General features: G+C 38.7%; 25 protein-coding genes. 20 read left to right on the top strand and 5 right to left on the bottom strand.

Annotated features, from left to right (window positions below; genetic code table 11):
* Positions 1-9: 9 nt before the first annotated feature.
* The 15 genes from NSQ94_RS14950 (at position 10) to sufB (ending at position 14,374) form a co-directional block, all read left to right on the top strand.
* Positions 10-1,185: an acetyl-CoA C-acetyltransferase gene (locus NSQ94_RS14950; RefSeq protein WP_066249187.1), complete on the top strand. Its 1,176-nt coding sequence runs from the start codon at positions 10-12 to the stop codon at positions 1,183-1,185.
* A 133-nt stretch (positions 1,186-1,318) separates the two neighbouring features.
* Complete coding sequence (locus NSQ94_RS14945) at positions 1,319-3,058, top strand: acyl-CoA dehydrogenase family protein (RefSeq protein ID WP_063386989.1); 1,740 nt, start codon at positions 1,319-1,321, stop codon at positions 3,056-3,058.
* A 219-nt stretch (positions 3,059-3,277) separates the two neighbouring features.
* On the top strand, positions 3,278-3,637 hold the full coding sequence (locus NSQ94_RS14940) for an arsenate reductase family protein (RefSeq protein ID WP_066249190.1): 360 nt from the start codon (positions 3,278-3,280) through the stop codon (positions 3,635-3,637).
* Positions 3,638-3,700: 63 nt separating this feature from the next.
* Positions 3,701-4,084 (top strand): glycine cleavage system protein GcvH, encoded by a 384-nt coding sequence (gene gcvH, locus NSQ94_RS14935; RefSeq protein ID WP_063386938.1) that lies wholly within the window; start codon positions 3,701-3,703, stop codon positions 4,082-4,084.
* A gap of 149 nt (positions 4,085-4,233) precedes the next feature.
* On the top strand, positions 4,234-4,584 hold the full coding sequence (locus NSQ94_RS14930; protein ID WP_063386937.1) for a toprim domain-containing protein: 351 nt from the start codon (positions 4,234-4,236) through the stop codon (positions 4,582-4,584).
* A gap of 16 nt (positions 4,585-4,600) precedes the next feature.
* Positions 4,601-4,912, top strand: coding sequence for a thioredoxin family protein (locus NSQ94_RS14925; protein WP_063386936.1), 312 nt, complete (start codon positions 4,601-4,603; stop codon positions 4,910-4,912).
* Positions 4,913-5,026: 114 nt separating this feature from the next.
* On the top strand, positions 5,027-5,341 hold the full coding sequence (locus NSQ94_RS14920) for an SCP2 sterol-binding domain-containing protein (protein ID WP_339211058.1): 315 nt from the start codon (positions 5,027-5,029) through the stop codon (positions 5,339-5,341).
* A gap of 265 nt (positions 5,342-5,606) precedes the next feature.
* Complete coding sequence (locus tag NSQ94_RS14915) at positions 5,607-6,632, top strand: methionine ABC transporter ATP-binding protein (protein WP_063386934.1); 1,026 nt, start codon at positions 5,607-5,609, stop codon at positions 6,630-6,632.
* Positions 6,625-7,293 (top strand): methionine ABC transporter permease, encoded by a 669-nt coding sequence (locus tag NSQ94_RS14910; RefSeq protein WP_066249196.1) that lies wholly within the window; start codon positions 6,625-6,627, stop codon positions 7,291-7,293. The genes NSQ94_RS14915 and NSQ94_RS14910 overlap by 8 nt, the downstream gene beginning before the upstream one ends.
* An 18-nt stretch (positions 7,294-7,311) precedes the next feature.
* The gene (locus NSQ94_RS14905; RefSeq protein ID WP_063386932.1) at positions 7,312-8,157 is read left to right on the top strand and encodes a MetQ/NlpA family ABC transporter substrate-binding protein; all 846 of its coding nucleotides are present in this window, start codon (positions 7,312-7,314) and stop codon (positions 8,155-8,157) included.
* A 1,030-nt stretch (positions 8,158-9,187) separates the two neighbouring features.
* Positions 9,188-9,973: a Fe-S cluster assembly ATPase SufC gene (gene sufC, locus NSQ94_RS14900; protein ID WP_063386930.1), complete on the top strand. Its 786-nt coding sequence runs from the start codon at positions 9,188-9,190 to the stop codon at positions 9,971-9,973.
* A 17-nt stretch (positions 9,974-9,990) separates the two neighbouring features.
* A complete protein-coding gene (gene sufD, locus NSQ94_RS14895; RefSeq protein WP_063386929.1) occupies positions 9,991-11,301 on the top strand; it encodes a Fe-S cluster assembly protein SufD in 1,311 nt (436 codons plus the stop codon).
* Positions 11,301-12,521 carry a cysteine desulfurase gene (locus NSQ94_RS14890; protein WP_063386928.1) on the top strand — a complete coding sequence of 407 codons (1,221 nt, stop codon included), beginning with the start codon at positions 11,301-11,303 and terminating at the stop codon, positions 12,519-12,521. The genes sufD and NSQ94_RS14890 overlap by 1 nt, the downstream gene beginning before the upstream one ends.
* Complete coding sequence (sufU, locus tag NSQ94_RS14885) at positions 12,511-12,945, top strand: Fe-S cluster assembly sulfur transfer protein SufU (protein ID WP_063386927.1); 435 nt, start codon at positions 12,511-12,513, stop codon at positions 12,943-12,945. The genes NSQ94_RS14890 and sufU overlap by 11 nt, the downstream gene beginning before the upstream one ends.
* 31 nt (positions 12,946-12,976) lie before the next feature.
* Positions 12,977-14,374, top strand: coding sequence for a Fe-S cluster assembly protein SufB (gene sufB, locus NSQ94_RS14880; RefSeq protein ID WP_063386926.1), 1,398 nt, complete (start codon positions 12,977-12,979; stop codon positions 14,372-14,374).
* A gap of 883 nt (positions 14,375-15,257) precedes the next feature.
* On the opposite strand, the gene NSQ94_RS14875 is transcribed toward sufB, so the two are convergent.
* On the bottom strand, positions 15,258-15,767 hold the full coding sequence (locus tag NSQ94_RS14875) for an SMI1/KNR4 family protein (protein WP_339211060.1): 510 nt from the start codon (positions 15,765-15,767) through the stop codon (positions 15,258-15,260).
* 471 nt (positions 15,768-16,238) lie between these two features.
* On the opposite strand from NSQ94_RS14875, the gene NSQ94_RS14870 reads away from it, so the two are divergent.
* The 3 genes from NSQ94_RS14870 to NSQ94_RS14860 are packed head-to-tail and all read left to right on the top strand — an operon-like array spanning position 16,239 to position 18,897.
* Entirely contained in the window at positions 16,239-17,129 is an 891-nt protein-coding gene (locus tag NSQ94_RS14870) for a DUF72 domain-containing protein (RefSeq protein ID WP_066249206.1), read from the top strand.
* Positions 17,122-18,531, top strand: a complete 1,410-nt coding sequence (locus NSQ94_RS14865) for a bifunctional UDP-sugar hydrolase/5'-nucleotidase (protein WP_066249209.1) — start codon at positions 17,122-17,124, stop codon at positions 18,529-18,531. Before NSQ94_RS14870 ends, NSQ94_RS14865 begins: the two co-directional genes overlap by 8 nt.
* Positions 18,532-18,588: 57 nt before the next feature.
* Positions 18,589-18,897, top strand: coding sequence for a DUF1805 domain-containing protein (locus NSQ94_RS14860; protein ID WP_063387095.1), 309 nt, complete (start codon positions 18,589-18,591; stop codon positions 18,895-18,897).
* Between the two features lie 249 nt (positions 18,898-19,146).
* Here NSQ94_RS14860 and NSQ94_RS14855 read toward each other — a convergent pair whose 3' ends face one another.
* Complete coding sequence (locus NSQ94_RS14855; protein WP_130157080.1) at positions 19,147-20,124, bottom strand: M23 family metallopeptidase; 978 nt, start codon at positions 20,122-20,124, stop codon at positions 19,147-19,149.
* A 196-nt stretch (positions 20,125-20,320) separates the two neighbouring features.
* On the opposite strand from NSQ94_RS14855, the gene lipA reads away from it, so the two are divergent.
* Positions 20,321-21,217 (top strand): lipoyl synthase, encoded by an 897-nt coding sequence (gene lipA, locus NSQ94_RS14850; protein ID WP_063387093.1) that lies wholly within the window; start codon positions 20,321-20,323, stop codon positions 21,215-21,217.
* 93 nt (positions 21,218-21,310) lie between these two features.
* Here the strand turns inward: lipA and NSQ94_RS14845 are convergent, their stop codons facing one another.
* Positions 21,311-21,943: a YhcN/YlaJ family sporulation lipoprotein gene (locus NSQ94_RS14845; protein ID WP_063387092.1), complete on the bottom strand. Its 633-nt coding sequence runs from the start codon at positions 21,941-21,943 to the stop codon at positions 21,311-21,313.
* A gap of 114 nt (positions 21,944-22,057) precedes the next feature.
* Here NSQ94_RS14845 and NSQ94_RS14840 point away from each other — a divergent pair, with 114 nt between their 5' ends.
* Positions 22,058-22,333, top strand: a complete 276-nt coding sequence (locus tag NSQ94_RS14840; RefSeq protein ID WP_063387091.1) for a YutD family protein — start codon at positions 22,058-22,060, stop codon at positions 22,331-22,333.
* A 62-nt stretch (positions 22,334-22,395) separates the two neighbouring features.
* Here NSQ94_RS14840 and NSQ94_RS14835 read toward each other — a convergent pair whose 3' ends face one another.
* Complete coding sequence (locus NSQ94_RS14835) at positions 22,396-22,677, bottom strand: hypothetical protein (RefSeq protein WP_063387090.1); 282 nt, start codon at positions 22,675-22,677, stop codon at positions 22,396-22,398.
* Between the two features lie 58 nt (positions 22,678-22,735).
* Positions 22,736-23,002, bottom strand: a complete 267-nt coding sequence (locus NSQ94_RS14830; protein WP_339229532.1) for a DUF3055 domain-containing protein — start codon at positions 23,000-23,002, stop codon at positions 22,736-22,738.
* Positions 23,003-23,085 lie beyond the last annotated feature (83 nt).

The raw sequence follows: 23,085 nt of genomic DNA, 5'->3' as shown, positions 1-23,085 counted from the left end.
GTTAGAAAAATGAGGGAAGCTGTCATTGTCGCTGGTGCTAGGACACCGGTTGGAAAAGCAAAAAAAGGGGCATTAGCCAACATACGACCGGATGATTTAGGAGCATTAGTAGTAAAGGAAACATTGAAGCGGGCCGGAAGCTATGACGGACATATTGATGATGTCATTATTGGTTGTGCTATGCCTGAGGCAGAACAAGGCTTAAACATTGCAAGAAATATCGCGGCGCTGGCAGGGCTCCCCTATACAGTGCCGGGAATAACCATTAACAGGTTTTGTTCTTCAGGGCTGCAGGCTATTGCTTATGCAGCTGAACGGATCATGCTTGGGCATGCGGAAGTCATTATCGCAGGAGGAACAGAATCAATGAGTCTTGTTCCAATGACTGGAAATGTATTGCGGCCAAATGCAAAGCTTGCCGAGGAAGCGCCTGAATATTACATGAGCATGGGACATACAGCCGAGCAGGTCGCACAAAAATACAATATCAGTCGAGAGGAACAAGATGAATTTGCTGTGCGGAGCCACCAAAAAGCAGCATTAGCAATTCAAAACGAAGCATTTGCTGAAGAAATCGTTCCTGTAGAAATCACGAACCGAACAGTTGATGCTAATAACAAGCTGCAGGAGAAAAAAACAATATTTCGCAAAGATGAAGGGGTTCGACCAGAAACAACAAAAGAGGTTCTTTCATCTTTAAAACCGGTATTTGCAGTAAACGGATCTGTAACGGCGGGAAATTCTTCGCAAATGAGCGACGGAGCGGCTGCCGTTATGGTAATGGATCGAAAAAAAGCGGAAGAGCTTCAGCTAAAGCCGCTGGCCAAATTCCGTTCTTTTGCTGTAGGAGGAGTGCCGCCTGAAGTGATGGGAATAGGTCCTGTCGTTGCGGTGCCAAAAGCGCTTGAATTAGCGGGTCTTGAACTTTCCGATATTGGACTCATTGAATTAAACGAAGCATTTGCTTCACAAGCGATTCAAGTAATTAGAGAACTCAAATTAGACGAAGAGAAAGTAAACGTAAACGGAGGTGCCATAGCTCTTGGACATCCTCTTGGATGTACAGGTGCAAAATTGACATTAACTCTTATCCACGAAATGAGAAGAAGAAATGAACAATTTGGATTGGTGACGATGTGTATCGGCGGCGGAATGGGTGCAGCGGGAGTTTTCGAGCTTCTATAAAAAACCAAAAGGTTAGGTTTTCTAAACATGATGGAAAATGACATGGAGTCTTCGAACTTATTTATGAATCCAAAAGGGGGAATATTGGGTGGCAAACAAAACAGAGGCCTATATAAAGGGCGGAAGCTTCATCATGGAAGAAATTCCTTTTGATCGGATCTTCACGCCGGAAGACTGTACAGAAGAACATAAAATGATTGCGAAAACAGCTGAAGATTTTGTCCTGAACGAGGTTGTTCCTTTTATTGACCGTCTTGAAAACCATGAATTTGATATTTCGGTGAAATTGCTCAAGCAAGCTGGCGAACTTGGTCTGCTCGCCGCAGATATTCCAGAAGAATATTCCGGACTAGGTCTTGATAAAGTAAGCTCTGCTCTTATTGCAGAACAATTTTCCCGCGCAGGGGGCTTCTCAATTACATTTGGAGCCCATGTAGGCATTGGCTCGCTTCCAATTGTATTGTTTGGAAATGAAGAACAGAAGAAAAAATATTTGCCCAGCCTTGCAGTCGGTGAAAAAATCGCTGCATATGCATTAACGGAACCAGGATCAGGATCAGATGCTCTTGGTGCAAAAACTACAGCGAAGCTAAATGAGGCAGGAACACATTATATTTTAAACGGAGAAAAACAATGGATCACAAATTCAGCTTTTGCAGATGTTTTTATCGTGTATGCAAAGGTGGACGGCAAACATTTCACAGCATTTATTGTTGAAAGAGATTTTCCGGGTGTTTCAACAGGTCCTGAGGAAAAGAAAATGGGGATCAAAAGCTCTTCAACAAGGACATTGATCTTAGACAACGTTTTAGTGCCAAAAGAAAATGTTTTAGGGGAAATCGGCAAAGGGCATAAAATTGCCTTCAATATTTTAAATATCGGACGATACAAATTAGCCGTCGGGGCAATCGGAGCCTGCAAGCGCATCATCGAATTGTCGGTCAAATATGCGGTGCAAAGGAAACAATTTGGACGGCCGATAGCCCAATTTCCGTTAATCCAAGAAAAGTTGGCCAATATGGCGCTGAAGCTTTATGCAATGGAAAGCTCAGTCTATCGAACGGTTGGATTGTTTGATGACCGGATGAGTTATTTAACACCTGAAGAGCAAAAGGATGGAAATGCTGTTGCCCAATCGATTGCTGAATATGCGATCGAATGCTCATTAAACAAAGTATTCGGTTCTGAAACGCTTGATTATATAGCGGATGAAGGAGTTCAAATTCATGGCGGATACGGATACATGGCGGAATATGAAGTGGAAAGGGCCTATCGCGACTCCAGAATTAACCGCATTTTTGAAGGAACGAATGAAATCAACCGCTTGCTTGTTCCGGGAATGTTTTTGAAAAAAGCAATGAAAGGGGAGCTACCTCTTCTTCAAAAAGCACAAAGCCTTCAAAAAGAACTGTTGACATGGATGCCGGAAGAAATCGGCGATGGCGTATTGGAGCAAGAAAAATATTTGTTGAAACAAGCGAAAAGAGTGACGCTTTTGCTGGCAGGTGCTGCAGCTCAAAAATTTGGCCAATCCTTGCAGCAGGAACAAGAGATTCTTGCAAATATCGCGGATGCGGTAAATAACGTTTATGCGATGGAATCCGCTATTTTGCGCACAGAAAAGGCCATTGTGAACTCAGGAGAAGAAAAGAATAAACAGAAGCTTCTTTATACACAAGTGTTTGTGCAAGAAGCGTTTCAGGAATTAGAGGCGAATGCAAAAGAAACGATTGTTGCGATCGAGGAAGGAGACGACTTGCGGATTCTTCTCTCTGCTCTAAAAAAATTGATGCGACAAATCCCTGTAAATGTCATTAAGAAAAAACGCCAAATTGCAGCTAGAGTGATTGAAGAGGAAAAATATATAGTATAGCTGCGGGACTTAGGGGTGTCTAATAAGTCGTTTTTACGGCTAATTGACACCCCCTTTAATGTTTTAGAAACGTTGATATATTGGTGTTTATGATCTTTTGTTTTCAATGGGGATTTGACTTTCTGGACAGCTCCAAAAATTTATTGATCAAGTTATTATGTTTGTCCAATTCGGATATGATAAAATATTATTGGTGTTGTATGAAGGAGGTGAGAAGGAATGGCTTTAACAATGTACTGGTATCCGAAGTGCGGAACTTGCAGAAAAGCGAAAAAATGGCTGGAAGATCACGGAATTGATTTTCGTGAAATACATATCGTGGAAAATCCTCCTTCTAAAGAAGAGTTAAAATCCTTTTATGAAAAGAGCGGATTGGAGTTAAAAAAGTTTTTTAACACGAGCGGTCAAAAATATCGTCAATTAGGTTTAAAAGAAAAAGTAAAAACAGCAACAGATGAGGAGCTCTTTGATTTGCTCGCATCAGACGGTATGCTCATTAAGCGGCCGATTGTTACCGATGGGGAAAAGGTGACCGTTGGCTTTAAAGAAGAGGAATTTGAGAAGATTTGGGGAAATTAAATTTAGAAAAGATTCTATTTAAATAGAATTCTTATATAAAAATGATAATTGGAGGGAATGACATTGAATACACCAAAAGAATTGCGTTATTCTGAAGAGCATGAATGGGTAAAGGTGGAAGGTGACAAAGTAAGAATTGGGATCACTGATTTTGCGCAGTCTGAACTCGGTGACATCGTATTTGTTGAACTTCCAGAAGTTGGAGATGAAATAGTCGCTGACGAACCTTTCGGAAGCGTTGAATCAGTGAAAACAGTTTCTGAGCTTTATGCCCCTATCAGCGGAAAAGTTGTTGAAGTGAATGAGGAATTGGATGACAATCCTGAATATGTAAATGAATCTCCTTATGAAAAGGCTTGGATGATTGTTGTTGAACCAAATGACATTCAAGATGTTGAAAAATTAATGACAGCTGAAGAATATGAAGAAATGGTAAAAGAAGACTAATATGAAACCCCCGTCTCCCTTTGAGAAGGGGGTTTCCTTTTCTTTATAAATGGAAAAGTGCGGACAATCAAAGTATTTTGTGTGAAGGAATCAACCACTTCATTTAGAATAAGTATATATCAAAAAGCATCTATAAGCAGGTGATAACAATGGCACTGATAGAGATTGAGAAAGTTATCATTGTTGAAGGAAAGTCTGATAAGAAAAAAGTAGAGAAAATTATTAATGAACCTGCTGAGATTATTTGTACAAATGGCACGTTAAGCTTGTCCAAGCTCGATGAATTGGCGGAAAGCTTATTTTTCAAGGATGTTTATATTTTAGTCGATGCGGATGAAGCAGGAGAAAAATTGAGAAAACAAATTAAGCGGGAGCTTCCGGAAGCCAACCATTTATATATAGACAAAATGTACCGTCAAGTTGCATCCGCACCTGAACAGCATATTGCCGCCGTTTTGCTGAGAGCAAATATTGATGTACATGCAAGATATTTATCATAAATGTGGAGTGTGTTCAATGATTGAAATAACAAAAGAGCAATTAGATGCGATTAGCGATGAAGAGCAAACCATTATATTTTTATATACACCTTTTTGCGGGACGTGTAAATTAGCTAAAAGCATGCTGGAAATTGTAGAAAAAATCATTCCTTCCATAAACATATATACGAAAGATTTGAATTATATCCCTGAATTTGCTGAAAAATGGAAAATTGAAAGTGTTCCATGTTTATTGATCTTTGAAAAAGGACAAATTGCCGAAAAAATATATGCGTTTCATTCTATTGACTATTTATATCAAAAGTTAAAAAGTTTTTCTACCATATAATTATATTTCCTGAGAAATATGTCAGTTTTTTCTAGAAAGCGTCGACAACTCCCAGCAGGAAGAAGGAAAGCTAGAAAGAATGAGTAAAATAAAATATTTGCTGGGGGGTTGTCAATGTTTGATTTTTTATTAGAAAAGGCAAATGATCATCATTTTTTAAAGCCTTTATTTCCGGCACATCCTATGTTTATTGCTTTTGAGTTTGGCCAAAGCATTTATTGTTATCAATTGGATTTGGAAGGATTAAGACGAGTTGATGGAAATATCGAATCCATTGATGTAAAAATTATAGGAAATGAAGAGCAAATGGAAGAGCTCATTACAGGCCAGCTAAAGCTCCAACAACTAATGAAATTGAAAGCAGTAAAAGTTGAGGGGAGATTTCGGGATATTTTAAGATTAGAATCTGTCTTGTCTTTATTGGCCTAACAGGTTAAAATAGAGTAAATATATCGGAAAAGAATATATTGACACAATGTTTGTTGAATGGTACAATCTCTCCCAGTTAGTTTGTATTGTTTAAAATAATGTTTTAATAGAAAAATAGCGGGTGCACATGTACAATAAAGCTTTGTCTACAATTGCGTTGAAAAAAAGGAAGGTCAATTGAATGTAATCGTGCCTTTCTGCAGCTGTGCAGGAAGGCTTTTAGTATTAAACCGAAGCTGCTGCATGTGTGAAAGAAGGTGTAAACATGATTTCTCTCAACGGTGTTACAAAAATTTATCATACGAATCATAGCCAAGTAAAAGCTGTCGATCAAGTTGATCTTCAAATCCAGAGCGGAGAAATTTTTGGGATCATCGGATACAGCGGTGCTGGGAAGAGTACATTAATACGCTTGTTAAATGGTCTTGAAAAGCCAACAAATGGGACAGTTGAAGTGGCGGGAAAAAGAATAGACCAAATTAAAGGAAAAGAACTGAGATCCGCCAGAAAAGAGATTAGTATGATCTTTCAGCATTTTAATCTATTGTGGTCAAGAACAGTGCGGGAGAACATCGCTTTTCCATTAGAAATTGCCGGCATGAAGAAAAGCGATCGGCTCAAAAGAGTTGATGAACTTATTAAACTAGTAGGTTTAGAAGGAAAAGAAGATGCATATCCCTCGCAATTGAGCGGAGGACAAAAACAAAGAGTCGGCATTGCAAGAGCTCTTGCGAACAATCCGAAAGTTCTTTTGTGCGATGAGGCGACTTCTGCTTTAGATCCTCAAACGACTGATTCCATCCTAGATTTGCTTGTAGATATTAACAAGCGATTAGGTTTAACGATTGTTTTGATCACCCATGAAATGCATGTAATTCGAAAAATTTGTCATAGAGTGGCTGTGATGGAAAACGGGAAGATTGTTGAACATGGTGATGTGTTGACGGTTTTCCGAAATCCGAAGGCTAACATTACAAAACGATTTGTTAAACAAGTTACAGAACCTGATGAAACAATGGAAACGATTGATTACCTGCTTGAAAAGTACAAGCATGGAAAGGTTGTCAAACTTACCTTTGTAGGAGACAGAGCGGAGCAGCCTATGATTTCAAAAATCATTAAAGAGTTCGATGTAGAGGTTAATATTTTGCAAGGGAAAATTTCACAAACTCAAAGTGGATCCTACGGAACGTTAATCATCCATTTTGATGGAGATGAAACTACAGTTGAACAAGCCATTGAATTTATTCGCAATCAACAAGTGGAGCTGGAGGTGATTGCGAATGTTTGAGACATTGTTGCCAAATGTAAAATGGGACAAAGTCATTGATGCAACTTATGAAACGGTTTATATGACAGCTGTTTCTGTATTTGCTACATTTTTTCTCGGAATTATTTTAGGTCTTTTATTGTTTTTAACGTCAAAGGGGAACATGTGGGAAAATCGGTTTATCCACTCGTTTGTTGCAGCAGTTGTCAATGTATTCCGTTCAATTCCTTTCATTATTTTGATCATTTTGCTGCTTCCTTTTACAAAAGCAATCGTTGGTACCATTTTAGGTGCTAATGCTGCACTTCCTGCACTCATCATTGGTGCTGCGCCTTTTTATGGAAGGATGGTGGAAATTGCACTGAGGGAAGTTGACAAGGGGGTGATTGAAGCTGCAAAATCGATGGGAGCTACAATGAGCACAATTATTTTCAAGGTACTGCTTCCAGAATCGATGCCTGCTTTAGTTTCAGGAATAACTGTCACAGCAATTGCGTTGGTAGGTTATACAGCCATGGCAGGCGCCATTGGTGCCGGTGGTCTTGGAAACCTTGCCTATTTAGAAGGATTTCAGCGTAATCATAGTGATGTAACATTTGTTGCAACTGTACTCATATTGATTATTGTATTTATCATCCAATTGATCGGCGATATGATTACAAGAGCAATTGATAAGCGTTAAACGAAGGAGGAGAATAATATGAAAAAATGGCTTTTAGCGACTGTTTTAGGTGCGACGATGATATTTGCTTCTGCTTGCGGAGGTGGAAGTAATCAGGGAGGCAGCTCCGGCGGCTCTGACAATGAGAAAAATGAAGTAATTAAAGTTGGCGCATCTCCTGTTCCACATGCAGAAATTTTAGAAGAAGCAAAACCGCTTCTTGAGAAAAAAGGATATAAATTGGAAATTGAAGAATTCACTGATTATGTATTGCCGAATAAAGCTTTAGCGGAAAAGGATATTGATGCAAACTACTTCCAGCATATCCCTTACCTTGAAGCACAGAAACAAGAACATGGATATGATTTTGTCAATGCCGGCGGAATTCATATTGAGCCAATTGGCGTATATTCAAAAAAATATAAATCTTTAGAGGAGCTTCCGGATGGAGCTACTATTATCATGAGTAACTCAGTTGCTGACCATGGACGCATGCTGTCAATGCTGGAGGAAAAAGGTTTAATTAAGCTGAAAGATGGCGTTGATAAAACGAAAGCGACAGTTGATGACATAGCAGAAAACAAAAAGAATTTGAAATTCAAAACAGACATCGAAGCGCCAATGTTGACGAAAGCTTATGAAAACAATGAAGGCGACGCTGTATTAATTAACGGGAACTTTGCTCTGGATGCAGGACTTGACCCATCAAAAGATGCCATTGCTCTTGAATCGCCAAAAGACAATCCGTATGTAAACGTCATTGCTGTCCGCAGTGAAGATAAAGACTCTGAAAAAATTAAAGCTCTTGTAGAAGTGTTACAATCAGATGAAATTAAAGAATTTATTCAAACAAATTATCAAGGCTCCGTTATTCCTGCTGAATAATCAATTGGGAAGCTGTGCATATTTACGCGCAGCTTCTTTTTTTGGACCAAGCTGAGCTGGTATTGTTTGGACAAAATTTCATTTGAGAAAATGTACGAACTTAGGTGAAATTTATGCCGCCAAAAAAGCAAATAGAAAGTGCTGTTCATTTCAATTAAGCGCTTCAGCAGAACATAAGAAAGGGAATGGGGCATTTACTCAACATAATTTTACAATTGCTTGTTTCAAAAAGGTTGAGCTATCAATAGCATGAAAGATCATTGTCAAATGCAAGATGAATATTGTATTTTTTCTCTCCAGCGGGAATGCAGCCGAAAGGAAATATATGAAGCAGCAGGATTTGCACCATCTTTCGAAGAAGGACTTGTGATGAGCTTAGCGGCCGCATTTAGAACGGAATGTTTTGCATGAAAAACAAATAAAGATGTAATTTTCAGTATTTTTGAGCATTTGTAAGATTGAACCTTTAATCCTTTCTCATTGGCTTAAAATGGGTTTTAAGCTGTTTTAATCAGCGATACAGCAGGTTGCTTTCAAGTTGCAATCATTGCTAACATTAAATTGTATAAAAAATGAAAGGATTGGTTCATTATTTATTTAAACCAAGAAATGATAGACATTAAATTTACGTCTGAAATGGAAAAAGCAATGCATCAATTTCACGGAATGGGATATAACGAATATAGGAGAACACATAAGAAGCGAATGAAGGTTGAAAGAAAAAGAGAACGAAATTACCGCAGCAGCCAAATTGTAACAGCTAATCTGAAAGGGAAATTGTTTTTGTCTACGCTAAACTAAATCAGCCAGTCGGCAAAGACTGGTTTTTCTTTTTATTGAATACATACAACAAGTTTGTTTGAATGATACTAAGATGACTATATACTTTGTTCCTAAAAATTTGGTAATATGAATAATGTTGTGAGATATTAAAAGGTTGTATTCACTTTTAATTTGTTATAAAATAATAATGAGAATAAATTGAGAATGATATTAATATTTGACCTATAGATTAATGGAGGTATTGGTTATGTCAGGATCTACATTAACGATTAAAGATTTGCATGTTTCCGTAGAAGGGAAAGAAATTTTAAAAGGTGTGAACCTTGAAATAAAAGGCGGAGAAATTCATGCGATCATGGGGCCGAACGGAACAGGAAAATCAACTCTTTCCTCCGCGATCATGGGACATCCAAAATATGAAGTGACACAAGGATCCATAACCCTCGACGGACAAGATGTGCTTGAGATGGAAGTAGATGAGCGTGCGCGTGCAGGACTTTTTCTTGCCATGCAATATCCAAGTGAGATCAGCGGAGTCACAAATGCTGATTTCTTGCGTTCAGCTATCAACGCCCGCCGAGGCGAAGGCAACGAAATTTCTTTAATGAAATTTATTCGCAAAATGGATGAAAAAATGGAATTTCTTGAAATGGATCAAGGGATGGCGCAGCGATATTTAAATGAAGGATTCTCGGGCGGTGAGAAAAAACGGAATGAAATACTTCAATTAATGATGCTTGAGCCTAAGATTGCCATCTTGGACGAAATTGATTCAGGCTTAGATATTGATGCGTTGAAAATTGTTTCCAAAGGTATCAACGAAATGCGGAGCCCTGAGTTTGGCTGCCTGATTATTACACACTATCAACGTCTGTTAAACTATATTACACCAGATTTTGTTCATGTTATGATGCAAGGAAGAATCGTGAAATCCGGCGGAGCAGAACTAGCTCAGCGTCTTGAAGCAGAAGGATATGACTGGATTAAAAAGGAATTAGGCATCGAAGACGAAACAGTAGGGCAAGAAGCGTAAGCGTTAGGAGGATCAAAATGACTGTAGAAACGAAACTACCGTTTGACCAGAAATATATAGAAAATTTCTCCAAACAGTTAGGAGAACCGGACTGGCTGAAAGATCTTCGCTTGCTTGCTCTTGCAAAAGCTGAAGAGCTTCCATTGCCAAAGCCGGATAAAACCAAAATCGACAAATGGAATTTCTCACAGTTTTCTAAACATGTCGTTTCCAGCAGCACTCTATCTTCTCTTGATGAGCTGCCGGAAGAAGTAAAAACGCTTATTGAGGCAGATGAAGAACATAAAAATCTTTATATACAACGTGACAATACACCTGCCTTTTTGACAGTCTCTGAAGATTTGAAAGAAAAAGGAGTTATTTTTACTGACATTCACACGGCTGCGAAGGAACACGGAGACTTGCTTAAGCAATATTTTATGAAAGATGGAGTAAAAATTGATGAACATCGGCTGACAGCTTTGCATGCAGCCTATTTAAACGGCGGGGTCTTTGTGTATGTGCCGAAAAATGTAGAAGTGGAAAAGCCTCTTCAGGCGGTTTTTATACATGAAAACCCTGAAGCCAATTTGTTTAATCATGTGATCATCGTTGCGGATGATAATAGTTCTGTTACGTATGTCGAAAACTACATCTCGACCACCGAAACAGAGGGTGCTGTGTTTAATTTAATTACCGAAGTTATCGCCAATACTAATGCGAAAGTTTCTTACGGTGCGGTTGACAATCTGACTGAAAACATCACAACATATGTGAACCGCCGCGGGGTTGCTGGACGCGATGCAAAAATTCTTTGGGCATTAGGATTAATGAATGACGGCAATACGATTTCTGAAAACACAACAAATCTTGTCGGAGACGGTTCTATAGGCGATACAAAAACAGTTGTTGTTGGGAGAGGAAGCCAGATTCAAAACTTTACGACGAAGGTCGTTCACTTTGGCAAACATACCGAAGGCAACATTTTAAAACATGGTGTTATGAAAGACAGTGCGACGTCCATTTTTAACGGCATCGGCAAAATTGAGCACGGTGCATCGAAATCAAATGCTGAGCAGGAATCCCGCGTTTTAATGTTAAGTGAAAAGGCAAGAGGAGACGCAAATCCGATTTTGCTCATTGATGAAGATGATGTTGTCGCCGGCCATGCCGCATCTGTGGGACGTGTTGACCCGATTCAGCTCTACTATTTAATGAGCAGAGGAATTTCAAAATCGGAGGCTGAGCGATTAATTATTCATGGATTTTTAGATCCTGTTGTAAGACAAATGCCGATTGAAAGTGTAAAAAACCAATTGACAGAGGTTATTGAAAGGAAAGTTCGGTAATGGATATTAAAGAAATTCGCAAACAGTTCCCGATCCTTAGTCAAAAGGTCAACGGCCGCGATTTAGTTTATTTGGATAATGCTGCAACATCGCAAAAGCCAAATGTCGTCATTGATGCAATCACAAAATACTACCGCGAGTACAATTCAAATGTGCATCGCGGTGTTCATACACTTGGTACAAAAGCTACAGATGCCTATGAAGGTTCACGGGAAAGAGTTCGTCAATTTATTAACGCAAAATCCGTCCAGGAAATTATTTTTACACGGGGAACAACAACAGGACTAAATATGGTGGCACAGAGCTATGGAAGGGCCAATTTAAATGAAGGCGATGAAATTGTCATTACGTACATGGAGCATCATGCCAATTTAATTCCATGGCAGCAAGTTGCAAAAGAAACAGGAGCTACGTTAAAATATATACCACTAAAAGAAGACGGAACTATCTCGTTAAGTGATGTTCGAAATACGATTACAGCCAATACGAAAATTGTTTCGATTGCGCTCGTATCCAATGTTCTTGGCACGATCAATCCAGTAAAAGAAATAGGCGAAATTGCTCATCAAAACGGAGCTGTTCTTGTCGTAGATGCTGCTCAAGGAGCACCACATATGAAAATTGATGTTCAAGATTTAAATTGTGATTTTCTTGCTTTCTCGGGACATAAAATGTGTGCTCCGACAGGAATCGGTGTTCTATACGGAAAAAAAGAGCTGCTCGAAAATATGGAACCGGTTGAAACCGGCGGAGAGATGATTGATTTTGTCGGTTTATATGAATCTACATGGAAGGAGCTCCCATGGAAATTTGAAGCTGGTACACCAATTATTGCCGGAGCAGTTGGATTAGCCGCAGCAATTGACTTTTTAGAAGAAATTGGACTTGAGAATATTTTCAATCATGAACATAGACTTGCCCAATATGCATTGGAGCAATGCTCAAATATTGAAGGCATGACAATTTACGGACCGAAAGAACGGGCTGGGCTCGTTACCTTCAACCTCGAAGGCATTCATCCTCACGACGTGGCAACTGTTCTGGATGCGGAAGGTATTGCGATCCGAGCCGGGCACCATTGCGCCCAGCCATTGATGAAATGCTTAGAAGTATCAGCGACAGCACGGGCGAGCTTTTATCTATATAATACTGAAGAAGAAATTGATTTATTCATTCGCGCAATTCAAAAAACAAAGGAGTATTTCGGCAATGTCATTTGATAATCTTGACACATTGTATCGTCAAGTCATTATGGATCACTATAAAAATCCTAGAAATAAAGGCTCTCTTCAAGACAGCGTTACGGTTGACATGAACAATCCAACCTGCGGTGATAGAATTCATTTGACAATGAAAATTGAGGATGGAAAAGTCATCGATGCGAAGTTTGAAGGGGAAGGCTGCTCCATTTCGATGTCATCGGCATCCATGATGACCGAAGCGATCAAAGGACAAACGATTGAAAATGCTCTTAAGCTTTCTAAAATCTTCTCCGATATGATGCAAGGCAAGGAATACGATGATGATATTGATTTAGGAGATATTGAAGCATTGCAAGGCGTTTCAAAATTTCCAGCTCGAATCAAATGTGCAACGCTTGCCTGGAAAGCGATGGAAAAAGGTGTGCGATCTGAAGTCGAGTGATAAAATTTAAATTAGATTGGAGTGAGAAAGTATGGCGAAAAAAATGCCTGAAATAGGCGATTATAAGTATGGCTTTGTCGATAAAGACGTTTCTATATACCGAGCAGAACGCGGATTGACAAGAGAAATTGTTGAACAAATTTCGAAAATGAAAAATGAGCCTGAGTGGATGCTGCAATTCCGCTTGAAAGCTTTAGACCATTTTTATAAAATGCCAATGCCTCAATGGGGCGGCGATTTGTCTGCTTTAGATTTCGATGAAATTACTTATTACGTAAAACCTTCTGAACACTCAGGACGTTCTTGGGATGAAGTTCCAGAAGAAATTAAACGCACTTTTGATAAGCTCGGAATTCCTGAAGCGGAACAAAAATATTTAGCAGGTGTTTCTGCCCAATACGAATCAGAAGTTGTGTATCACAATATGAAAGAAGACCTTGAAAAAATGGGCATCATTTTTAAAGATACAGACAGCGCCTTAAAAGAAAACGAGGACATCTTTAAAAAATATTGGGCGACGGTCGTTCCGCCGACTGATAACAAATTTGCCGCTTTAAACTCTGCAGTTTGGTCAGGGGGTTCATTTATTTACGTTCCGCCTGGAGTAAAAGTTGATACGCCTTTGCAAGCATATTTCCGAATTAATTCAGAAAACATGGGACAATTTGAACGGACGTTAATTATAGTTGATGAAGGTGCCCACGTTCATTATGTTGAAGGATGTACGGCGCCTGTCTACACAACTAACTCGCTGCACAGTGCTGTTGTAGAAATCATTGTGAAAAAGGGAGCCTATTGCCGCTATACAACGATTCAAAACTGGGCAAACAATGTGTATAACTTAGTAACGAAACGTGCGGTTTGTGAAGAAAATGCAACAATGGAATGGATTGACGGAAACATCGGTTCGAAATTAACTATGAAATATCCTGCAGTCGTTTTGAAAGGTGAAGGTGCACGCGGCATGACATTGTCCATTGCCCTTGCCGGTAAAGGTCAACATCAAGATGCAGGAGCGAAAATGCTTCATTTAGCGCCGAATACTTCATCTACGATTGTTTCGAAATCGATCTCGAAACAAGGTGGAAAAGTAACGTACCGAGGTATTGTCCATTTTGGTCGGAAAGCAGATGGAGCACGTGCAAACATTGAATGCGACACATTAATCATGGATAACCAATCAACTTCCGACACGATTCCATATAATGAAATCTTAAACGATAATATATCTTTGGAACATGAAGCAAAAGTATCGAAAGTATCTGAAGAGCAGCTGTTTTATCTCATGAGCCGCGGCATTTCTGAAGAGGAAGCAACCGAAATGATCGTCATGGGATTCATTGAACCATTCACAAAAGAGCTGCCAATGGAATACGCCGTTGAAATGAACCGCCTCATCAAGTTTGAAATGGAAGGAAGTATTGGATAATCCTTATAATACTAAGGGGGTGTCTAATAAGTCGTTTTTACGGCTTATTGACGCCCCCATTAATGTTTTAGAAAAGTTGATATATCGGTGTTTATAATTTTTTGTTTTCAATGGGGATTTGACTTTCTGGACAGACCCACAATTCACCCACAAAAATTAGATATTCATGTTTGTATACCGTTAATACAACTCCAGTGCCTCGTCTCAATTTTCTTGGTCACATGGAGATATGTGTCAGCGGTTATTTTTATACTTTAGTATCTTAATCTTTCGCTCCAGCTAAAGGAGAGCATCATGTAAAGAAAAAACAGGGAGTTTGCATGTTTGCACACTTCTGTGGCGGTCACAAGCAGGAAACGTCACTCACCGGACTATTTCTAAAGTTTACATTGCATAACAGCTTTTCCCCAATGCCAATAGTGGCTGTGAGAAAGAAGAATCAGAAGGCTTTAAAATTTCCCTTGCCCCTCTCCTCTAGAACACCATAAATGATGGCTTACGTTTTTCTATGAGGCTTGAACATCTTCTCATACCAAAATAAAACCGAGCCGCAAATCACTGCAAGGAGAATAAAAGATAACAAGAAAAATAATGGATTGATAAAACCAAATGCTATATTATTTGCAGTAATTTCATCTCCTAATAAAAATTCATCATATTAGGAGTATAAGATGTTGGCCAAATATAACTGTTCCTAAAATATATAATTATGGAGTGCAAGAGAAACAATCACGGCTTCTTTCACGATCTTCAACACAACCACCTTAATACATTTGTATTGCGCGTCATTTTCTGAAGCCGCATCCTTTTTAATGAGACCCTTTCATAAAGAAGAAGCAAACTTATTTATACGATCAAAATATATTTAGCCCTAAGCGATAATTTACCTATTAAAATCCCATATCCATTCCCAAAACTTACTACCTTGGGCTACTATAAAGTAATCAAACCATTTTTCAAAAGTCAGGTTTAGAAACCCAAACGGATCGTCCAAACTTCCGCCGTTGTCAAGCCAATAAAGATATCCTTTTCTTTCGGGAGCTAAAGCTATAATGAGCCGGCAGCCATCGTAGCCATATCCAATAGGAAACCAATCTGGAGGATAATCAATATATTGATAATCCTCTAGTATCTCTTCGACAGATAATAATTGCAGTCCACCTCCGTTTTCAGGATCATCAAATAATGTAGCACCATTACATATTTTCAGAAAGTCTTCATAGTCACTAGGAATATTAAAAGGCAGCTTCTTGATTTCTTCTTCTGTTGCAGGGGGATTGAAACGAAATTGTAGTTTTCCTAAAAATCCTTCTTCATTTTGAACAACCAGCATATTCTTTTCATCTAGTCTTTTATTCAAAGCATCTAAAGTCATTTTGATTCGTACTGACATGTTGTGGCTATCACTCCTTTTATCATTCATCCAGCAAGGACTAACAATCTTTCTATGGAAATCCTTTTACAGTTGTATGAGGTTACTAAAATTGTAGAATACGGTGTATTTTATCATTTGGCCAAACTGTGCTCTTATATGTTTATTATACCATTTTCTGTAATTTTTCTATCTGAAGTAGTCCAATTGGCAGCATCAGCTTTTTCAAGTTGTAAATGATGAATCTGTGAATTATTTCCTGATCATAGATCCTTATAACATCTTTACTTTACCTGTTTCTTCGATCAGCAACTGTACAGGATGAGATATTTGAACTTTTTTGTTGCAAAACTCTTTATTTTTATTGTTGTTATAAATACAATGTCCAAAAATACTGCCAGCCTTTTATAACAAAAAAGTGCTTAAATCGTGAATCTTTTTCGATGCTGTATTATGATGAGTATATAAAGACTACATTGATAGGAGTAAGAAATGATTTACATAGGCTTGACAGGTTGGGGAGATCATGATTCTCTCTATCCATCCGGAACATCATCGAATGATAAATTAACGATTTATGCAGGACATTTTCCTGTTGTTGAGGTCGATTCCACTTTTTATTCGATACAGCCTGAGAAAAACGTTCGAAAATGGGTGAACGAGACGCCCCAAAATTTTCAATTCATTGTAAAGGCGTATAAAGGAATGACTGGACACGAAACAGGCTTAGGATCTTTCGAAAGCCGCTCAGAAATGTTCGCTGCTTTTTATAAAATGATTCAGCCCTTTCAAGAAGCGAATAAATTGGCAATGGTTCTTTTTCAATTTCCCCCTTGGTTTCACTGCAAAAGAGAAAATGTTGATTTCTTGCGATGGTGCAAAGAGCAAATGAAGGATGCCCCTTGTGCACTAGAATTTCGCCACCGCTCCTGGTTCCTTCCTACATATTATGAAAAAACGCTTCAATTCATGGAGAAGGAAGGGTGGATTCACACCATTTGTGATGAGCCGCAGGCAGGGGAAAATTCAGTTCCGACCGTATTATATTGCACGAATAGAGAAAAGACCTTGGTAAGATTTCATGGACGAAATGTTCATGGATGGCTGAGGCCAAAAGAAGGGAATTGGCGTGAAGTACGATATTTATATAGATATAATGAACAAGAGCTTGATGAATGGAAAGGACACATAAAAATGCTGAAAAAGCAAACTAAAGATCTCTATCTCATTTTCAACAACAACTCGGGCGGAGACGCGGCGGACAATGGAAAAGAACTGATGAAAAAGTTAGGAATTACATATCATGATTTAGCGCCAAGGCAGCTTGATTTATTTGAGTGTTTTGAAAAGTATCCCACTGAAGGAGAGAGCGACTTTGATTGAGACGGTTCATATATATCATACGAATGATCTGCACAGTCATTTTGAAAATTGGCCGAAAATCGTTCATTATCTAAAAACAAAAAAACATATTCATAAAAGTAAAAACGAAACTGTTTTTTTATTCGATATCGGCGATCACGTCGATCGCTTTCACCCAATTACTGAAGCGACCGGGGGAGTCGCAAATGTTGAGCTGCTGAATCATTTAACTCCAGATGCAATAACGATTGGAAATAATGAAGGAATTACTCTTCCTTTTGAAGCATTGGATCGGCTGTATAATCATGCACAATTCCCGGTCATTGTGTCTAATTTATTTTACTTAGACGGTACTAGACCAAAATGGGCAAAGCCTTATGTAATTAAACATTTACAAAATGGAGTCCGAATCGGTATTTTAGGCGTAACGGTTTGCTTTGAGCAATTTTACCGTCAGTTAGGGTGGATGATAACAGAACCGATGGCAAATATAAAAGAAACATTGGAGGAAATCCGGGGCAAAGCAGATGTTATCATTCTTTTATCACACCTTGGAATATCCGATGATGAATGGATTGCTCAACAATTTCCTGATATCGATGTTATATTAGGAGCCCATACACATCATGTGCTTGATCGTGGAAAGCTTGTAGGCAATACGCTTTTGGCGGGAGCAGGAAAGTTTGGACAGTGGCTTGGACATATTGAACTTAAGATCGACTCTGCTCAAAAGAAGCTGGTAAATAAAAAAGCGGAGATTATTGAAACGAAAACGATTGAAAAAGAAGATGTTTTTACCATAAAGTGGCTTGATCAAAAAAAAGCTGAAAGTGCTCAAAAACTTAACGAAGCTGTTGTGGAATTAAAAGAAGAATTACGGATTGATTGGTTTTCAGATTCACCATTTGCAAAGCTGTTGGCTTCCGCTTTAAAAGAATGGTGCGATGGGGAAGTTTCCATGGTGAATGCCGGAGTATTGCTTGAATCGCTTCCGAAAGGACTCGTCACAAAAGGCGATTTGCACCGGATTTGTCCTCATCCGATTAATCCTTGTAAAATCATGGTTCAAGGCGATCAATTAAAAGAAGTTATTTTACAAGCACGGACAAAAGAAATGGAGCAATTGAAGCTTAAAGGATTAGGCTTCAGAGGCAAAGTAATGGGGCGTATGGTTTTTGACGGCATTGAAACGGTCATGGAAACGTTGGAAGATGGCAAGGAACATGTGAAAAAGATCTTTGTAAATGGAAAACATCTTGATCAAAATCATGTGTATGCAGTGGCAACTATTGATATGTTTACATTAGGTCCATTATATCCGCAATTAAGCCGTGTAAAGAATAAAATATACTTCATGCCTGAATTGCTAAGAGATGTACTTGCTTGGAAATTATCGAAACAGTTCCTGCAAATCCATCAATAAATTTTTGTCAACATCTCCTTTCCTTTCATAAAGTGAAGTAGGGAAGGAGGGTATTTTATGGTATCTGTATCGCCGGTTAAAATTGGTGATCATCAATTTACCGCCATTACCATTCAGCTGCCAAAAACGAATTTCATGGCTGTTACAGCCGAAAAAGGTTATATTATGTGCGGTGCGCTTGATGTAGCCTTATTGAATGAAAAATTAAAAGAGAGAAAAATTATTGCCGGCCGCGCTGTCGGAGTGAGGACAATTGAGCAGCTTCTTGAAGCCCCATTGGAATCAGTCACAACAGAAGCGGAGGCAATTGGCATTAAGGCAGGGATGACAGGCAAAGAAGCACTATTGAAAATGGTAGAAAAATAAAAAACAACCATTATCTTTTTATAAAAGAATGATTATTGCTCATCTATAGTGTACAGATGAAAGAAGTTTCCAAAACGTACCATATATGAATTTAAATAAGATGTATTCCTTAATGGATTTTTCAACAGACATGAAAAAGTATTTTCTATCATTTGATCAGCGATATAGCCGCAAGCAATTGCCATTCAGTCGAGTAAAAAACATAAAATTGATTCATAAAGAGCCCGTTCCTGAGTTGGTGCGGGCTCTTTATTTTTTTTCTTTTTGCCATTCAAGCCGTTCCCATAGTTTTAAATGCGGATAAGGGTCAAAAGACCACTCGGTTTTACCGTTGTCTTTATACATCCCGTAATGCAAGTGCGGCGGGAATTTGCCAGATGTTCCTGGAGGGCCGTAGCCGCTGCTTCCGACAGAACCGATGATTTGCCCCGGTTTTACGATTTGTCCAACGTGAATGTCTTTGGCAAAGCCGTTTAAATGTGCAAAATAATGGTACGTATTCTGAATGTCCCGAATACCGATTCTCCAGCCCCCATAGCGATTCCAGCCTTTCATTTCGACAATTCCGTAGCAAGTGGAACGAACCGGTACGCCATAATGTGCAAATATATCTGTGCCTTCATGAATTCTCCGGCCGCCCCATCCGCGCGCATCTCCCCATGTGTCACGGTAGCTGTAATCAGTTCTGACGGGAAGAGGAAAAGCATGCTCGTTTAATTGCAGATGCCCGAAATGTTTGAACAATTTCATATGACCTAAAATAATTCCGACCGTTTTATCACGGTGATAATAAGACCATAAACCAATTTTTAAATTTTCTATATCATTACCATATTTTGATAAAAAATGTGCAAAACTATATAAGACATCTTCATCATGATCCATTTGCGCTTTGCCGTCGCCGTTTCCATCCATTCCGATTCCCCCGAACAGCTGAATGCTAACCGGATTTTGGTCGTTCAAATTCGGATTGGCTGTCCCAGCCCATTTATCAGGAGGAATGTAAATGCCAATAACTCCTTTTTGTTTTGGGATATCATTTTTTATTTTTCTGACGTTTCGTTCGTATTGGTCGCACGCAGCCAATACATACCAAGGAATCTGGGTGATGGCTTCCACCTTTTTATACAGGCTCATTCGCAAATGATTTATTTGTTGTTCAGTTAATTGACTGGACGCATTGGCATGGCTGGAAAATAAAGATAAAAGTGCAGCCAATAATAACATTTTTCTGAGAACCACAATTGATAAACTCCTTTCCATCATGTCATGTCTTAGTGTAAGAAAAAAGTAAAGTTTCAATGGCTGGAAATTGAAGGAATATAAAATTCCTTTTTCTTGTCCAATATCTTTCATTATGTTAAATTGACTATAGTGTATCATCTTTATTTTTTTAATGATTACATATTGGAGATGATGAAAAATGGCTCAAAAAGAAGAAAGTTTACGAAAACCTGAATGGCTTAAAATAAAATTAAATACAAACGAGAATTACACAGGGTTAAAAAAATTGATGCGCGAGCAAAAGCTTCATACGGTTTGTGAAGAAGCGAAATGCCCCAATATTCATGAATGCTGGGCAGTGAGAAGAACGGCAACATTTATGATTTTAGGAAGCGTTTGTACACGCGCATGCCGCTTCTGTGCAGTGAAAACAGGACTGCCAACCGAGCTTGATTGGCAAGAGCCGGAGCGTGTAGCGGATTCCGTCCGCATTATGAACTTAAAGCATGTTGTCATCACTGCAGTTGCCCGTGATGATTTGAAAGATGGCGGAGCAGCCGTTTTTGCTGAAACGGTTCGTGCTGTGCGCAAAAAAAATCCATTTACTACAATAGAAGTTCTTCCATCTGACATGGGCGGAGTGTACGAAAATTTAAAAACATTAATGGATGCTAAACCTGATATTTTAAACCATAATATTGAAACTGTTCGGCGCTTAACCCCAAGGGTTCGCGCTCGTGCAACCTATGAACGTTCTTTGGAGTTTTTGCGGAGAGCAAAAGAAATCAATCCGGATATTCCGACAAAATCAAGCATTATGATCGGGCTTGGGGAAACGAAAGAAGAAATTATCGAAGCGATGGACGACCTTCGTGCAAATCATGTTGACATCATCACAATCGGACAATATTTGCAGCCTACGAAAAAACATTTAAAAGTTCAAAAATTTTACCATCCAGATGAATTTGCAGAATTAAAAGAAATTGCTTTGTCAAAAGGATTCAGCCATTGCGAGGCAGGTCCGTTAGTCCGTTCGTCTTATCATGCTGATGAACAAGTAAATGAGGCAGCCAAACAGCGGCAGGCAAAAGCTTAAAGCCACAGAGCCGTCAAGAATTTCTTGACGGCCCGTTTTAATAAAAATAGGTAAATAACCTCTAAAAAATTCACCTATGCATCAACGCTTATTTCATTGATCTTTTATGTCGTGATCAATACTTTCGTTCATTTCTCCGAATCCTTCGCCATTTGCATTTTCACCAGCATTCAATTTTCTTCCTTGGGGAGACTTTAACATGCGCTGAATGGTCTGGTTTAAATTGCGGTTAATATTTGGAGACTCTCCATCAAGAGTGCTGTATGATTCGATTTCATTAAACAGATTAGGATTATCGGTTACATAAATATGAAAATAACGCGGAACAATGGATGCAGCTGTCTTTTTCACTTGGTCAGCTGTTTCAAATTTGTTGTTTGAATCGGTTTTATACGCTATAAGAACTTCTTCATCTGTTACGAGCGTAGCAGCATCATGAACATTTGGAAGCTGGACGGCAAGCCTTCCGATTACGTCTGCTAATTGTTCCCGATTGATGACAGGAGTTTTTACTGTGGCTTTCTCTATTCCGGCTGTTGGACTTTTTTGATGCCGGACATATCCAAAGCTGTCTGAATCTTTATTGCTGTTATAATTATCATTTCTTTCTGCCACGTTTACCGTATTCCCGTTTTCATTATATAGACCTTTTCCTTCTTGATCATATTGGCACCCGCTGGCTGCAAGCGCAGCTATGATAAAAGGAGTAAAAAGCCTTTTTTTCATTTCAGCACCTCCTTATAATTTTAGGATTGCCGCTTTTAAAAAATTGTTGTCAGGCAATTGATGGAGGGAAATCATTTGTTTATGATAAACATATGGAAGAGGGTGAATTTGTAAATGATCACAATTTTTAATCAAACATACGAGCTTATAAAAGATTTTAAAAATGGTTTTAATGAAGAGGCTTTTAAAGCAAGGTACAGTGAAATTTTAAACAAATATGATTATATTGTCGGCGATTGGGGATATAGCCAATTGCGGCTGAGAGGATTTTTTGATGATCAAAACCAAAAAGCAACACATGATACGAAAATCAGCTCATTAGATGAATATTTGTATGAATATTGCAATTTCGGCTGTGCTTATTTTGTATTAAAGAAAATAAAAAAATAAACGCCAGATGCAAAAACATCTGGGTGTGAAAAAGTAATCAGGACGGCATACAGCCGTCCTGATTACTTTATTTCATACGGGTCTTCTTCATTTTTATCAGGTTCATCATGAGGAGGATGACTGCCCGGAAATTGTCTCGGCAAATTCTGATGCAAGGATTTGAATTCATAGTTAAAACTGCTGTATGGACGCTGACCTTCTTCCCAAGGTGTGCTTTTATTCTCCACAGGTTCATCCTTTCCCCGCGGAGCTCCGTAGGCGCCTTCCGGCATATCCTCCGGGATAATATAGTTTCGCATTGTTTCCACTACTGAAAAATCAGTATATTCATTTTGTTTGTCCATTTTGTTCACCTGTCCATGATTTTACCATTATCGTTCCTCATGGAAGGTAATTTATTCATTAGACGATCTCATATAAAAACTCCCGAAGCTCTTTTGCGTTTTCATCATTTAATTGATAAACATCTTCTAAATACCCCGGTTCTTTAAGATCATCTTCCCCAATGATCGCAAACCGGTTGCTTTGCAAATTTAGTACAAGATATTTTCCGTAATAGCGGTCCGATTGAATAATGGCTAAATCAAAGCGTTGATTTTCTCCCATAAAGCTAACAAATCTTGTTTTTGTCTCGACGGTTTCATCATACAAAAAAAAGCGTTCGGCCATGATTCATTACCTCCGTTTCTTATAATTGCATTGTAGCATAAGATGATGCATTCACAACGATTTATCGCAAATTTGTGAGAAAA

This window comes from Aeribacillus sp. FSL K6-2833 (genome assembly GCF_037965815.1).
Lineage (GTDB): Bacteria > Bacillota > Bacilli > Bacillales > Aeribacillaceae > Aeribacillus > Aeribacillus composti.
Note: the sequence above shows the minus strand (reverse complement) of the source record. Positions and strands in the feature narration are given on the sequence as shown.

Excerpts from the sequence above, each read along its gene's own strand:
- NSQ94_RS14890 (WP_063386928.1), top strand. The coding sequence starts at position 11,301 with ATGGATATTAAAGAAATTCGCAAACAGTTCCCGATCCTTAGTCAAAAG.
- sufC (WP_063386930.1), top strand. The coding sequence starts at position 9,188 with ATGTCAGGATCTACATTAACGATTAAAGATTTGCATGTTTCCGTAGAA.
- NSQ94_RS14875 (WP_339211060.1), bottom strand. The coding sequence starts at position 15,767 with ATGTCAGTACGAATCAAAATGACTTTAGATGCTTTGAATAAAAGACTA.
- NSQ94_RS14845 (WP_063387092.1), bottom strand. The coding sequence starts at position 21,943 with ATGAAAAAAAGGCTTTTTACTCCTTTTATCATAGCTGCGCTTGCAGCC.
- NSQ94_RS14860 (WP_063387095.1), top strand. The coding sequence starts at position 18,589 with ATGGTATCTGTATCGCCGGTTAAAATTGGTGATCATCAATTTACCGCC.
- NSQ94_RS14940 (WP_066249190.1), top strand. The coding sequence starts at position 3,278 with ATGGCTTTAACAATGTACTGGTATCCGAAGTGCGGAACTTGCAGAAAA.
- NSQ94_RS14830 (WP_339229532.1), bottom strand. The coding sequence starts at position 23,002 with ATGGCCGAACGCTTTTTTTTGTATGATGAAACCGTCGAGACAAAAACA.
- NSQ94_RS14910 (WP_066249196.1), top strand. The coding sequence starts at position 6,625 with ATGTTTGAGACATTGTTGCCAAATGTAAAATGGGACAAAGTCATTGAT.
- NSQ94_RS14930 (WP_063386937.1), top strand. The coding sequence starts at position 4,234 with ATGGCACTGATAGAGATTGAGAAAGTTATCATTGTTGAAGGAAAGTCT.
- NSQ94_RS14950 (WP_066249187.1), top strand. The coding sequence starts at position 10 with ATGAGGGAAGCTGTCATTGTCGCTGGTGCTAGGACACCGGTTGGAAAA.
- NSQ94_RS14870 (WP_066249206.1), top strand. The coding sequence starts at position 16,239 with ATGATTTACATAGGCTTGACAGGTTGGGGAGATCATGATTCTCTCTAT.
- sufB (WP_063386926.1), top strand. The coding sequence starts at position 12,977 with ATGGCGAAAAAAATGCCTGAAATAGGCGATTATAAGTATGGCTTTGTC.
- NSQ94_RS14835 (WP_063387090.1), bottom strand. The coding sequence starts at position 22,677 with ATGGACAAACAAAATGAATATACTGATTTTTCAGTAGTGGAAACAATG.
- NSQ94_RS14840 (WP_063387091.1), top strand. The coding sequence starts at position 22,058 with ATGATCACAATTTTTAATCAAACATACGAGCTTATAAAAGATTTTAAA.
- sufU (WP_063386927.1), top strand. The coding sequence starts at position 12,511 with ATGTCATTTGATAATCTTGACACATTGTATCGTCAAGTCATTATGGAT.
- NSQ94_RS14925 (WP_063386936.1), top strand. The coding sequence starts at position 4,601 with ATGATTGAAATAACAAAAGAGCAATTAGATGCGATTAGCGATGAAGAG.
- lipA (WP_063387093.1), top strand. The coding sequence starts at position 20,321 with ATGGCTCAAAAAGAAGAAAGTTTACGAAAACCTGAATGGCTTAAAATA.
- NSQ94_RS14915 (WP_063386934.1), top strand. The coding sequence starts at position 5,607 with ATGATTTCTCTCAACGGTGTTACAAAAATTTATCATACGAATCATAGC.
- NSQ94_RS14945 (WP_063386989.1), top strand. The coding sequence starts at position 1,319 with ATGGAAGAAATTCCTTTTGATCGGATCTTCACGCCGGAAGACTGTACA.
- NSQ94_RS14905 (WP_063386932.1), top strand. The coding sequence starts at position 7,312 with ATGAAAAAATGGCTTTTAGCGACTGTTTTAGGTGCGACGATGATATTT.
- sufD (WP_063386929.1), top strand. The coding sequence starts at position 9,991 with ATGACTGTAGAAACGAAACTACCGTTTGACCAGAAATATATAGAAAAT.
- NSQ94_RS14920 (WP_339211058.1), top strand. The coding sequence starts at position 5,027 with ATGTTTGATTTTTTATTAGAAAAGGCAAATGATCATCATTTTTTAAAG.
- NSQ94_RS14855 (WP_130157080.1), bottom strand. The coding sequence starts at position 20,124 with ATGTTATTATTGGCTGCACTTTTATCTTTATTTTCCAGCCATGCCAAT.